Origin of the sequence: Mesorhizobium sp. M0062, from assembly GCF_040323125.1 — a bacterium.
Lineage (GTDB): Bacteria > Pseudomonadota > Alphaproteobacteria > Rhizobiales > Rhizobiaceae > Mesorhizobium.
In genome coordinates, this window is record NZ_JAMYUO010000005.1 from 251709 (window position 1) to 264626 (window position 12918).

Below are 12918 nucleotides of genomic sequence, written 5' to 3' on the forward strand. Positions count from 1 at the left end.
GACATTGACGTGGCGCCGGCCGGAATGCCAGCGCCCTCCCCTCCTTCAAGGCGAGCCCCATGAAAGACCAGTTCTGCGCGGTCGTTACCGGCCAATCCCTGATCAAGCACGATATCCGTGACATCAAAGACGAACGCTTCATCGCGGTTACGGACTTCCTGCGACAAGGCGACGTCGTCTTCACCAACTTCGAGTCGACGATCCTGGGCAAGCACGGCGGGTGGCCGACCAAGGGCAAATACTTCGGATATTCCAGGGCTGAAGTGCTCGACGCATTGCAGGCGAACGGTTTCAACGCGCTTGCGCTCGCAAACAACCACGCCTTCGATCTCGGCGTTGGCGGCATCCTGTCGACGCTGGAGGAGGTGGAAGCGCGGGGCTTCCTCCATGCCGGCATCGGGGCCGACGAGACGGATGCGAGGAAACCGGGCCGCCGCCAGCTGGGCGCGCGCGAGGTCGCACTTCTTGCGATGGATGCAGGCCCTGGCCCGACCAACATGTATGCCGAAGACCGTACGGCCTTCCGGCCGGTTCGGCCGGGCGTCAATCGCCTGAGCACCGTTCGCAAGATGGGGGTGCCGGACGGACATTTCAGCAGACTGGCAAGGCTGGGCGCCCATTTGCAAAGCTCCCCGTTTGAACTGGCCAACTATGCGCAACCGGAGGACCCGGTAGAGGTGGCAGCCGGCAAGGAGATCAATTTCTACGGCACCGTGTTCACGCAAGCCGCCGATTTCGGCCGCCTCATCGAAGTCGACCAGCAGAGCGCAGCCATCCATCTGTCCGCCATCCGGCACGCCGCGGCACAAGGCGATTTCGTCATTGCCTATCTGCACCACCATCATTGGGAACCAGGTTGGCAGAACGTGCCGCGCTGGGTGCAGGCCTTTGCCAGGATGTGCATCGACGCCGGCGCCAACCTGTTCGTCAGCCACGGTGCTCCGGTGCTGCAGGCAGTGGAAATCTACAATGGCTCGCCGATCTTCTACGGCCTCGGAAATTTCCTTTTCCACGTCCACCCGAAGGAAACCGAATGGGATCCACCGGAAGTCTGGCAAAGCATCGTCGCGGCCTGCCGCTATGATGGGAGCGGAAACCTCGCAGGAATAGACCTCCTGCCCGTCGTGATCGGCGCGAAAGCTCAGTCTCTCGGATCAGCAACGGGCAGATTGGTACCCGTCGCCGTCGCTGGAAGCGCGGCGCGAGACATCCTCGAGGGATTCGCGACCCGATCGCGGGCGTTCGGCGTCGAAATCGAAGTGTCCCCGACTTGCGGCCGCATCGCCCTGCCCGCTGCACGAAAATTCGGCTGACGGCCCGACCGACCGCTCACACCGTCTTGCATTCCGCCGGCGGGGACTCGCCGCCCGTCTCGCTATCTGCCTTTGTGTCTAGCTGGGCCAGTTCTTCTCCTAACGCCGCGATCAGGGACGAGACGCGACCGCGCACACGCGGCGGAAGTTTCACTAGCCCTTCAATCAGTCGCCGACCCTCCGCGCTGGCAATGAAATCCAGGCGCTCATCGACCGGCAGGGGCCGCGCCTCGACGCGGGTTTCATCGTTTCCCGGCAGGCCTTCAAAGAAGCGGCCGACAGGAACGCCGAGCGAACTGGCGATCTCGTAGAGCATCGACGCGCTCACGCGATTGCGCGCGTTCTCGTATTTCTGCAGCTGCTGGAAACTGATGCCGATGGATCGGGCAAGCTGGGCTTGCGATACGTCCGATTGGACGCGAACCGTCGCAATCTGCCTGCCGACATGCTGATCGGCGGGATGCGGGTCGCTTTCGATCTTCGGCTTCGGCCCCGTCCGAAGGAGGACTGAGCGTTGCGGTTTCAACAAGGCCTTTCGATCCTCCATTAGTCAGCCGGACAGAGAGTCTGTCGCCACGCGCCGGGCTCTCCGCACCGATGTGATCTGCAGGTCGACTCGCCATTTTATATACCTTATGGGGTGCAAAATGACCCTATTGGTGGCAAAGAAAATCTGCCTGCCGATTGTGGCCTCATGGTCAGTCCACGACAGATTCGAGCCGCACGAGCTTTGCTTGGTTGGTCGCAGCAGGAGCTTGCGGACAAGGCAATCGTGTCGCTGAACGCTCTGACCCGGTTGGAAAACGGCAAGGTAGATTCCCGGATCAGCACTTTGCAGGCCATTGAGGCGGCCCTGATAAAGGCGGGTGTCGAATTCTTATCCGCTGGTCAAAAGGGTGAAGGTGTTCGGCTCTTAGATCCTCAGGCTTGAATGTCCCGTTGGCGGAAGGACAGGTTCTCGCAGCTGCAACCGCCACAACTACCCTCCGGCGGGTGACGAGAGGCAAAGTCGTGGTATTGTCGGAATCAGCCATGATCCGAGTTTCCTGAAGCTTGGTTGTGGTCAGGCTGGGATGACTCCCCGACGCACGTCCTCAGCCGAGTCCAAATGTGAGCCCCTGCTCCTATGAAACTTTGGAAGCAGAAAAACTATGTGAGCTATTTCATATCACATGAGCCATAAGTGATCAACTTGAAATTAGATGATATGAAAGAAATTATGGGCGCCCAGATCAGAGGAGCGCGAGGATTAATACGTTGGAGTGCCGAAGATTTGGCCGATGCGGCGAGCGTGGGAGTAGCCACAGTTAGGCGCGCAGAAGCTGCGGATGGCGTCCCTCCAATCACAATAGCAAATCGGAATGCGATCCGTGGTGCCCTGGAAAGGGCGGGCATCGAGTTCATTTCGGAAAACGGCGGTGGCGCTGGCGTGCGCTTGGCCAAACGGCAATAGCGAACAACGCGCAGCTTCGAGCGATCGTCTAAATCTCATCGCCGACGTCCCGCTTGCTTTTTGCACTAGGTGCGGCCATCCGCACAGGTGACATTGAACGACTGAAAAGGGGCCGAAAGGGGACTGTCAGCTTCTAAGCACGAATTTTCACAAGCGGACTTTCATGCCGCAATGGAATCGACCTGACAGGGCGCAATCCAAGCCCTAGCCAGGGAACAGGAATGCCGAGGCAGGATCGAAGAAAATGCGTTGACCCGGTGCGATGGCGCTGTCCGCTTCCTCTGCATCGGAGGTTGGCCTGACGTCGATATCTTCTCCGGCCGCCGTGCGCGCCACGATGCGCCGGCGGTCGCCGAAGAAGGCGGTATCGACGATCTCGACGCCGAGTGCTGCGCTCGCTGGCCCGGGCGTCAGGCGGAAGGCTTCGGGGCGTACCATCAGGCGCACCTTTTGACCTTGACCAAAGGATGTTGTCGTCTTTACGCCGGTCACGATCGAGCCGTCGGCCAGGCGGACCGTCGACGCGCCACCTGCGGTTAGCAGATGCTCGGCCGGCAGGAAATTCGAGTTGCCGATGAAGCCGGCGACAAACTCGCTCGCCGGCCGGAGGTAAAGATCCTCACCGGTGCCGATCTGTTCGATACGGCCTTCCCTGAACAGAGCGATGCGATCCGAAAGATGCAGCGCCTCCTCCTGGTCATGCGTGACATAGAGGATCGTGACGCCTGTCTCGCGGTGGATGCGGCGGATCTCGGCCTGGATCTCCTGGCGCAACTTCTTGTCGAGTGCCGACAGCGGTTCGTCCATCAAGAGGATCGGTGGGTCGTAGGCCAGCGCGCGTGCAAGCGCCACGCGCTGCTGCTGGCCGCCAGACAGCGCGCCCGGATGGCGGTCGGCGAAGTTTTCGAGGCGCACCAGCGCCAGCATGTCGGCAACCTTGCGCTTGACCTCACCGTCGGGCCGGCGGCGCACGCGCAGCGGAAAGGCGACGTTCTCGGCGACGCTCAGATGCGGAAAAAGGGTGTAGCGCTGGAACACCATGCCGATGTTGCGCTTGTGCGACGGCACCGAAAGCAGCGATCTGTCCTCCAGGAGCACATCGCCCGAGCTCGGATCCTGGAAACCGGCGATGGCGTACAGCGTGGTCGACTTGCCGGAGCCCGACGGGCCGAGGAACGTCAGGAACTCGCCCTTGGGCACATCGACGGTGACGTCGTGGACGGCGACGAAGGCACCGAACGTCTTTCTTACTGCGCGTATGGACAGGAAGGGAGGGATCATCTGGTCAATTTTCTGCGAAGGAGTGCGGTCACGATCATCAGGCACAAGGTCAAGCCGACAAGCAGGCTGGAGGCGGCGGCGACGACCGGGCTGAGGTCGGCGCGCAGGCTGCCCCAGATTTTCACCGGCAAGGTTTGCAAGCTCGGGCTCGCCATGAAGATCGCCACCACGACCTCGTCCCATGAGGCCAGGAAAGAGAAGATCGCCGCCGAGAAGATGCCGATCCTGATCGACGGCAAGGTGATCCTAAGCCTCGCCTGCAGCGGGCTGGCGCCGCAGACGATGGCCGCGTCCTCGATGGATTTGTCAAAACCCTCGAGCGCGGCCGTGATCGGAATGATGGCGAAAGGCAGCGCCAAGATGGTGTGGGCGATGACGAAGCCGACCGTGGTGCCGGCAAGGCCGATGCGCAGGAAGAAGGCGTAGATGGCGATGGCGAAAACGACCACCGGCAGCACCATCGGCGTCAACAGCAAGCCGCGCAGGACCTGGCGTCCGCGAAACTCACCCCTGACCAGGCTGAAGGAGGCGAACAGGCCGATGATGACGGCGAGGATAGCGGCCATGGCGGCAATTCGGGCACTGGTCAGAGCGGCATCGATCCAGGTCGGGTCGCCCAGTAATTGCTGATACCATTTCAGCGTCCAGCCGGGTGGCGGAAAGGCCAGCCAGCGCGACGAGCCGAATGACAGGAGCACGATGAAGACCACCGGCAGCAGCAGGAAAGCCGTGACGGCCGCCGTGAAGCCGCCAAGCACCATCCGCAGCCATCCGAGCCGTTCATAGTCGAGCAGCATGTCAGGTCCCTCCCCCGGCGCGCCTGGCCCCAACCAGGCGAAACTGGATCGCGTAGAGCGCCATGGTGACGGCAAGCAGGACAAAGGCGGCCGCACTGCCGAGCCCCCAGTTGAGCAGCGACTGCACCGTCTGGGCGATCATCTCGGCCAGCATCATGTTCGATGTGCCACCGAGCAGGGCCGGGGTGACGAAGTAGCCAAGCGACATGACGAAGACCATCAGGCCGCCAGCAGCGACGCCGGGAAGCGACAGCGGCAAGAGGATGCGGCGGAAGGCCTCGAACGCGCTTGCGCCGCAAAGGGCTGCCGCGCGCAGCGTCATCGGGTCTATCGACCTCAGTGTGCCGACCAGCGGCAGGATCATGAAGGGCAGCATGATGTAGACCATGCCGATGGTGACGCCGGCCAGATTGTTGATGAGCGGCAGCGGTTCGTGAATGATGCCCAGGCCCATCAGTGCCCGGTTAATGACACCGGTGCGCTGCAGCAGCACCATCCACGCATAGGTGCGGGTAAGAAGGTTCGTCCACATAGACAGGATGATGATGCCGAAGACGATCGAGCCCAGGGCGGGCGGCATGATCGCCAGCATCCAGGCGACGGGGAACGCCACCAGGATGGTGACGGCGGTTACGACCGATGCAACCAGAAAGGTGTTGAGGAACACCCGCACATAGGTGCCGCTGCCGAACAGCGCCGCGTAGTTCTGTAAGCCCGGTTCGGGATCGGTGACGCTGCGCAGCAGCAGGGCGACCACCGGCACGATAAAGAACAGCCCGACCAGGAACAGGGCCGGCAAGGCGCTGCCACTGCCGGTCGGCAGGCCGACGATCGAGCCGCGTCTAGGAGAATTTCCTTGCATCGAGCGGTCCTGTCTCGAAACGGGGCGCGCAAGCCGCGCCCCGTCGGTCTGCAACGGTGTTACTTGGTCTGCCAGGCATACCAGCGCGTCGCGATCTCGTCGCGATGCTCGGCCCAGTAGTTCATGTCCAGGTTGATCTGGCCCTCGACATGGGCATCTGGCAGGGCCTTGACGGAATCGGCCGGCATCTCCGCCTTGGCCTTGGTGTTGATGGGCGCATAGCCGCTTGCTTCGGCGAATTTCGCTTGGCCGGTCGGGCTGGTGGCGGCGGCAAGGAACTTCATCGCGCTGGCCTTGTTCTTGGTACCCTTCGGCACGACGAGCACGTCGGCGGCGGTGAGGTTCTGGTTCCAGGAGACGCCGACATCGGTGCCGTCCTGCTGAAGGGCGAAGACGCGCCCGTTCCACAATTGCCCGAAGGCGGCCTCGCCGGAGGCGATCAACTGCTGCGACTCGGCGCCGCCGCCCCACCAGACGATGTCGGACTTGATGGTGTCGAGCTTCTTGAAGGCACGGGCGAGGTCGAGCGGATAGAGCTTGTCCGCCGGCACGCCGTCGGCCAGCAGAGCGATCTCGATCACGCCCGGCGCCGACCATTTGTAGAAGGTCCGCTTGCCGGGAAACTTCTTGGTGTCGAACATGTCGGCCCAGCCGGCCGGTTCGCTCGCGACCGCGCCCTTGTTCCAGGCGAGCACGAAGGAATAGTAGAAGCTGCCGACGGCATGCTCATTGCTGAAGCGCGGGTCGAGATCGGTCTTGGGCACGACCGCATAGTCGATCGGCTCGAGCAGTCCGTCCTTGGCGGCCTTGATGGCGAAATCCATCTCCACGTCGACGACATCCCAGGTGACGTTGCCGGCGTCGACCATGGCCTTGAGCTTGCCGTAGTCGGTCGGTCCATCCTGCAAAACCTTGATGCTGGAGCTGGCCTCGAAGGGGGCGGCCCAGGACTTGGTCTGCGCCTCCTGCGTGGTGCCGCCCCAGCTGGTGAACGCCATCTCATCGGCCTTGGCGGCTGTCGCCGCGAGCAGTCCGGCCAGCAGGCCGGTCAAAATCAATTTCATTGTCATTCTCCTCTGTTGGTCTGTTCTTGTTTTTCTCAGTGCACCTGCGTCCTGCGCAACTCAGCGCATGACGAAGGGATCGGGGATCGGCTCGTCCGAGGTGTTGATCCATACGGATTTCGAGCGCGTGTAGTCTCTGATGGCGTCGAGACCGCCTTCGCGGCCGAGGCCCGACAGACCGTAGCCGCCGAACGGAACGAGCGGCGATACGGCGCGATAGGTGTTGACCCAGACAACGCCGGCATGGATGTCGCGCGCCATGCGATGCGCCTTGCCGAGATTGCTGGTGAACACGCCGGAAGCCAGGCCGAACGGAGTGTCATTGGCGAGTGCCAGCGCCTGCGCTTCGCTGTCGAAGGCAAGCACGCTGAGCACCGGTCCGAACAATTCCTCCCGCACGCAGGGCAGGTCGCTGCCGCCGGCATCGATGATGGTCGGTGCGTAGTAGAAGCCGCTGCCGACTGGCCGTGTTCCACCGGTGACCAGCATGCCGCCCGCGGTGAGGCTTTCCGCGACAACCTTCTCGATCCAGTCGCGCTGCCGCAGCGTGGCGAGCGGACCCATTTCGGTCGCCGGATCCTGCGGATCGCCGATGCGAATCGCCTCGGCCTTGCGCTTCAGGCGAGCGAGGAATTCATCCTTCACCGAACGTTCAACCAGCAGCCGCGAGCCGGCGACGCAGCTCTGGCCGGTCGCCGCGAAAATGCCGGCGACCACCGCATTGGCGGCACTGTCGAGGTCGGCGTCGGCAAAGACGACGACCGGGCTTTTGCCACCGAGTTCGAGCGTGGTGTAGGCAAGGTTTTCCGCCGTGTTCCTGACGACGGCGCGCGCCGTCGACGGACCGCCGGTGAAGGCGACGCGCGAAACCAGCGGATGGCTGGTCAGGCGCCGGCCGCAATCATGGCCAAAGCCGGTGAGGATGTTGACGACACCGGCTGGAAAGCCGGCCTCATGAACCAATTCGGCAAAGGCAAGCAGCGGCGCCGGCCCATCTTCGGAGGCCTTGAGCACGATGGTGCAGCCGGCGGCGAGCGCCGGGCCGAGCTTGACGGCCGAGAGGAAGAGCTGCGAATTCCACGGCACCACCGCGGCAACGACGCCGATCGGTTCGCTGCGTATGGTGACGTCGAGATCCGCCTTGTCAACAGGCACATGCGTGCCTTCATGCTTGTCGGCAAGCCCGCCATAATAGCGGTAGTAGTCGCCGACATAGGCGATCTGGGCGCGGGTTTCGCGGATGATCTTGCCGGTGTCGCGCGTCTCGAGTTCTGCAAGGCGCCCGACATTGGCGGCGACGAGGTCGCCGAGCTTGACCAGCAGTTTTCCACGCGCTGTCGCAGTCATCCTTCGCCATAGGTCTGAGCGCAGTGCGCGGTGCGCCGCCCCGACGGCACGGTCGACATCGGCTTCGCTCGCCGCCGGCATCCTGGCCCAGGCCGTCCCGGCCGATGGGTCGACGCTGTCGAACGTGGCGGACGGCTCGTCGAAGCGGCCGTCGATGAAGTTCCTGAAAACAGCGTCGGTCATGGGCTCGCGATCAGAGGAAGGCCGGCATCACCCGGTCGATGAACAATTGCAGCGATTTCATCTTGCGCTGGTGCGAAAGGCCGCTGTCGATCCAGATCGAATACTGGTCGTAGCCGAGCGCCTCATAAGCCTTCAGCCGGGCGATGACCTCATCAGCCTCGCCAATTACCAGGTTCTGCCTGATCTTGTCCGGCGCGTATTGCGGCATGGCGGCGATCTCATCCGCCGTCAGCGGCTCCAATATGCCTTGATGCACCGGCTTCTTGTTCTGGAACCAGGCGCCGAACTGGCAGTAGAAAGTCGACAGGTCCTGGGTGAGGCGATCGGCATCGGTCGCGTCTTCGGCGACGAAGGTGTGCATCAAAAGCATGATTTCCGGTCTTTCGATCTCGGGATGCGCGGTGCAGGCGCCGTTAAAGCGCTGCATCAGGCTGGTCACCTCGTGATCGCCGGAAGCCAGCGGCGTCACCTGGACCTTGCAGCCATTGGCGACGGCGAAATCATGCGAATTCGGGTCGCGGGCCGCCACCCAGATCGGCGGGTAGGGTTTCTGCAGCGGCTTGGGCGAGGAGGTGGTGGCCGGGAATTGCCAGAACTCGCCGGAGAGTTCGAAGTCGCCGTCCCAGAGGCCGCGGATCGCCGGTATGATCTCGCGCATGCGCTGGCCGGCCCCCCAGGCGTCGAGGCCTGGAAAGATGCGCTGATATTCATAGCTGTAGGCGCCGCGCGCGATGCCGATGTCGAGCCGGCCGCCGCTGATTACGTCGGCCATCGCGGCTTCGCCGGCAAGCTTGATCGGGTGCCAGAAGGGCGCGATCACGGTTCCGGTACCGAGGCGGATGCGGCTGGTCTTGGCGGCAAGATAGGCGATGTTGATGAAGGGGTTCGGCGAGATGGTGAATTCCATGCCGTGATGCTCGCCGATCCAGGCGGTCTCGAACCCTGCCTGCTCGGCCAGCAGGACCAGTTCTTCTAGCTCGGTCATAAGCTCGGAATGCGGCTTGGCCAGGTCCGATCGTTCCATGTGCACGAAGAGCGAGAATTTCATCGCTGGTCACCTGTATTGACGGCGGAAGCGCCGGCGCTGGCGAGCGGCCGGACCTCGCCTTCGACATTGTTGCCGACATAGACACCGAATGCATCCACCGAGCATTCCCTGACATAGCGCGCGAGCATCGAGCGGATGGCCGGATCGGCGATCTTCAATCCTTCGATCGCGTCGATCTCGATCAGCCGGATGCCGCGATCGCTGGAAGCGGGCACGTCGAACGTGCCGCGATAGTAGACATGCGTGCGTGAAACAGTTCCGGCATCGTCCCAGACGGCGAAAAGGAAGCCGAGCTGAGCCTCAATGGCCTTTGCCACAAGCAACCCTCGGAGGCTATTGCCATCGCCCGCCGAGCCCAATCCCCGGCCACGCGGCAGTTCAAAACCGTCCGCGGTTTCCACGAACAGGATCCGGCCGCCATTTTCGAGGATGGCGCCAACATCGGTGCCGGGTTGGGTTGCGGCGAGCGCGTCCTGGCTGAGGCCGGGTGCGACATAGGCGCCGCGGCAATAGCCGAGCGGCTGCGAGGAATTGTGCTGGAAATCGCGGACGCGCCCAATGAGGATCGAATGATCGCCGGCCTCGACCAGTCGCTCCATGTCACAGTCGAAGGACGCGACGGAGCCGTCCAGCACAGGGCTGCCGGTCCGTCCCGGCCGCCAGGCAACGGCGGCGAACTTGTCGGCCACTTTCGAGGCGAAGATGCCGGACGCTGCCTTTTGACCCTCGTTGAGAACGTTGATGGCGAAGCTCTTCGATGTCGCGAAGACGGGATGGCCAAGCGCCTTGTGTGCGATGCAGACCAGCACCAGCGGCGGATCGAGCGAGACCGAGGTGAAGGAGTTGGCGGTGAAGCCGCGCGGCTCGCCTTCGGGGCCGATCGTGGTGACGATGGTGACGCCGGTGAGGAAGGAGCCAAGCGCACGGCGGAATTCGCCGCTGTCGAACCCGGTATTCGCTTGCGCAGGGCCGTCTTGTTCGGTCGCTTCGTCCTCGGTGAGGAAGTCAACGATGCAGCGCGTGGTGAGGTCCGGTGCCGCGACCGCCATCATGTGCTTCTCACCCGGCAGTACCGTGCAGCGGCCATGCGGCGCCAGGCGTGCCATCGCGGCTGACATTGCCGGTGAAGAGTTCCTGTCCTCGGAGCCGGTCATGAACAGGGCCGGCACGGCCAGCGTCGGCAGGCGATCAGCATGATCGCCGTCGGCACGAGTGAACAGGCGATAGGTGCGGGCATAGCCTTCCGGGTCGACCGCGCTCAGTGCGGATGCCGTCTTCTGCGCTGCCGCTTCCAACTCGACCGGCACCGGATCGCCGAACCAGCGGGCGATGGTCCGTGCCGTGCCGGCCGTATCGCTGCGGCCGTTGAGCGCCACCGCGCGCTGGCGAACGGCTTCGGCCAGTTCAGGTGTACGCCGGAACACGGCATTCAGTGAAACGATGCGGCGGACGCGCTCCGGTGCGCGCAGCGCGAGTTCCTGAGCAACGAGTGCACCCATCGAGTGGCCGACGACGGATACCTTGTCGAGGCCGAGATGGTCGAGGAGGCGAATGGCTTGGTCGGCATAATCGGCCAGTTCCGGATCTTGCGGTGGCAGCGGCGACTGACCATGGCCGAGCATGTCGATGGCGATCGCGTCGAAGCGGCCAGCCATGCGCTCGAGCTGCGGCTGCCAGATCGCAGCGTTCATGCCGACACCATGGATGAACAGCACTGGGGCACCGACACCGGCCCGGATGAAGCCGGTGCCGTCGGGCGCCGTGCCCTGTCGAGCCCATGCGGAAGCATCAGCCATGCACGTCCCCAAGCTCCTTGAGGTCCTGATAGCGGTCGCCGATGCGGTGATGCGGGCGACCGCCGATCGAAGCGCCAAGCGCGACCACCAGTTCGTCCGGCGCCGGCGCATCGCCGATCTGGAAATGCACGGTCAGGTAATGCGAGCGCCGTCCCTCGTCATTCTTATCCATTAGCGGGATCATGATCGGCGTGTTTGGCCCGCCGCGCAGATTGGTGAAGGCAAGATAGGTCTTGGCGCCGACGGCACGCCGATAATGATTGCCGAAATGGAGTGTGTGGATCAGCGCCGACGCATGCTCGATCTCGCCCGACGTACCGCAGATGGCGGCCTTGCCATAGCCCTCGATAGCCTCGCCGGAACCGGCGACGGCAACGATCTCGCGGGTCAGGATCTCCCCCAGCACCGGCGCACAGGCTCGGATTTGGGGCGACAGATCGTCGGTGAAGCCGCGACCTGCCCAGGGATTGGTCAGCACCGCGGCGACGCCGATAAGGCGCAGCGGCCGGGGGGTGGCCTTGCCGCCTTCGATCAGCGTGTTCTCGGTATAAGTCACGATCTTACGGATGGCGGTCTGCATTGGATTTCCTCGGGTAGGTGATGCCTCGGAACGTCCAATCCCGCTGTCATCTTATGGTATACCATGATATGGAGCGCCAAGTACCTTGTCAACCGGGCGTCGAATCTGTTTTGGTAGGGCGCAGGAGGCATACATGCCAGACGACAACCTTCGCATCGACCGCAGCGCCAAGACCTTGAGGACGCTGGCGCTGGAGCGCATGCGCGAAGCGATCATGGATTTCCATTTCCAGCCTGGCGAAAGGCTCGTCGAACGGCCGCTTTGCGACCAGCTCGGCGTCAGCCGTTCCGTCGTGCGTGAGGTTCTGCGGCAGCTGGAGGCAGAGGGGCTCGTGCAGATGATCCCTGGGCATGGGCCGGCCGTCGCCAGGCCGGACCTCGGCCGTACCGACGAGATCTACGAGCTTCGGGCTCTGCTTGAAGGCATCGCGGCCCGAGCCTGTGCCCTGTCGGCCACCGGCGAGCAGTTGGCAAGGCTCGAAGGGGCGCTGGCGGATTTGTTCGATGCGTGGGCGTCGGCGACGCCGCCTGCGGTGATGCGGGCGACGACCAAATTCTACGAGGCGCTGTTCGAGGCCGCCGACAAGCGTGTCGCCTGGGAAATCGTCTCCGGGCTGAATGTCCGCATCAACCAGCTTCGTTCGATGACCATCGTCTCGACCAACCGGCGCGAAGCGGCGATCACCGAGATGAATGAGATCATGGATGCGATAAGGGCGCGCAAGCCCGATGAAGCGGAAGCGGCGGCACGGCGACATGTCGAATCGGCGTGGCAGATCGCTCGAGATAAACTTCGCCTGGTCTAGGTCCGCGTGAGCCTAGCCTATCCAACCCTTCGAAGCGCCTTGCAGAAAATGTCTGCTTCTCGGCAACGAAAATGCAACTTTACGACTGAGATGACCCGCAAAGCGGTCCGGCAGCTTCGGAGCCGTATCCGGACGGTCTGCTTCTAGGAAGCGCTCGTCGGTAAGCTGCCGTTCGAGTTCACGGTCATCGAGCGAAGTTTGCCTTGTCAACTGACGAATACGCTGCTTTGACGACCAAGTTTAGCGGGCGCTCTTACCGGCCGGCACCTTGACGGCTGGAACAGGGCCGGTAGCGGATCGGCAGCTTGTGGAGCCACGCAGCCGAAGAGCGGTCATTCCATGACGTTGTTTACAGCTCCAGGAGGAGTGTCACTCCTCCTCGAATAACA

General features: G+C 63.1%; 13 protein-coding genes. 4 read left to right on the forward strand and 9 right to left on the reverse strand.

Going from position 1 to position 12918, the window contains the following annotated elements; genetic code table 11:
* Positions 1–59: 59 nt before the first annotated feature.
* The gene (locus NKJ64_RS09150; RefSeq protein WP_352462402.1) at positions 60–1313 is read left to right on the forward strand and encodes a CapA family protein; all 1254 of its coding nucleotides are present in this window, start codon (positions 60–62) and stop codon (positions 1311–1313) included.
* Positions 1314–1329: 16 nt separating this feature from the next.
* Here NKJ64_RS09150 and NKJ64_RS09155 read toward each other — a convergent pair whose 3' ends face one another.
* On the reverse strand, positions 1330–1842 hold the full coding sequence (locus NKJ64_RS09155; RefSeq protein ID WP_245260152.1) for a helix-turn-helix domain-containing protein: 513 nt from the start codon (positions 1840–1842) through the stop codon (positions 1330–1332).
* Between the two features lie 165 nt (positions 1843–2007).
* Between NKJ64_RS09155 and NKJ64_RS09160 the strand changes: the two genes are divergently transcribed.
* Positions 2008–2244, forward strand: coding sequence for a helix-turn-helix domain-containing protein (locus NKJ64_RS09160; protein WP_023716174.1), 237 nt, complete (start codon positions 2008–2010; stop codon positions 2242–2244).
* Between the two features lie 276 nt (positions 2245–2520).
* Positions 2521–2766, forward strand: a complete 246-nt coding sequence (locus tag NKJ64_RS09165) for a hypothetical protein (RefSeq protein WP_023804518.1) — start codon at positions 2521–2523, stop codon at positions 2764–2766.
* Positions 2767–2970: 204 nt separating this feature from the next.
* On the opposite strand, the gene NKJ64_RS09170 is transcribed toward NKJ64_RS09165, so the two are convergent.
* Genes NKJ64_RS09170 through NKJ64_RS09205 form a run of 8 tightly spaced genes read right to left on the reverse strand, consistent with a single transcriptional unit; the run spans position 2971 to position 11724 of the window.
* Positions 2971–4047 carry an ABC transporter ATP-binding protein gene (locus NKJ64_RS09170; RefSeq protein ID WP_023716175.1) on the reverse strand — a complete coding sequence of 359 codons (1077 nt, stop codon included), beginning with the start codon at positions 4045–4047 and terminating at the stop codon, positions 2971–2973.
* Complete coding sequence (locus NKJ64_RS09175; RefSeq protein ID WP_023716176.1) at positions 4044–4844, reverse strand: ABC transporter permease; 801 nt, start codon at positions 4842–4844, stop codon at positions 4044–4046. Before NKJ64_RS09175 ends, NKJ64_RS09170 begins: the two co-directional genes overlap by 4 nt.
* 1 nt (position 4845) lies before the next feature.
* Positions 4846–5706: an ABC transporter permease gene (locus NKJ64_RS09180; RefSeq protein ID WP_023829979.1), complete on the reverse strand. Its 861-nt coding sequence runs from the start codon at positions 5704–5706 to the stop codon at positions 4846–4848.
* A gap of 59 nt (positions 5707–5765) precedes the next feature.
* Positions 5766–6770 carry an ABC transporter substrate-binding protein gene (locus NKJ64_RS09185; RefSeq protein ID WP_023716178.1) on the reverse strand — a complete coding sequence of 335 codons (1005 nt, stop codon included), beginning with the start codon at positions 6768–6770 and terminating at the stop codon, positions 5766–5768.
* 60 nt (positions 6771–6830) lie between these two features.
* Positions 6831–8300 carry an aldehyde dehydrogenase gene (locus tag NKJ64_RS09190; protein ID WP_023825145.1) on the reverse strand — a complete coding sequence of 490 codons (1470 nt, stop codon included), beginning with the start codon at positions 8298–8300 and terminating at the stop codon, positions 6831–6833.
* Positions 8301–8310: 10 nt separating this feature from the next.
* On the reverse strand, positions 8311–9348 hold the full coding sequence (locus NKJ64_RS09195) for an LLM class flavin-dependent oxidoreductase (RefSeq protein ID WP_352462404.1): 1038 nt from the start codon (positions 9346–9348) through the stop codon (positions 8311–8313).
* Positions 9345–11144 (reverse strand): alpha/beta fold hydrolase, encoded by a 1800-nt coding sequence (locus NKJ64_RS09200; RefSeq protein ID WP_023716180.1) that lies wholly within the window; start codon positions 11142–11144, stop codon positions 9345–9347. The genes NKJ64_RS09195 and NKJ64_RS09200 overlap by 4 nt, the downstream gene beginning before the upstream one ends.
* Positions 11137–11724, reverse strand: a complete 588-nt coding sequence (locus tag NKJ64_RS09205; RefSeq protein ID WP_023716181.1) for an amino acid synthesis family protein — start codon at positions 11722–11724, stop codon at positions 11137–11139. Before NKJ64_RS09205 ends, NKJ64_RS09200 begins: the two co-directional genes overlap by 8 nt.
* Positions 11725–11857: 133 nt before the next feature.
* Between NKJ64_RS09205 and NKJ64_RS09210 the strand changes: the two genes are divergently transcribed.
* Entirely contained in the window at positions 11858–12529 is a 672-nt protein-coding gene (locus tag NKJ64_RS09210; RefSeq protein WP_023716182.1) for a GntR family transcriptional regulator, read from the forward strand.
* Positions 12530–12918: the final 389 nt, after the last annotated feature.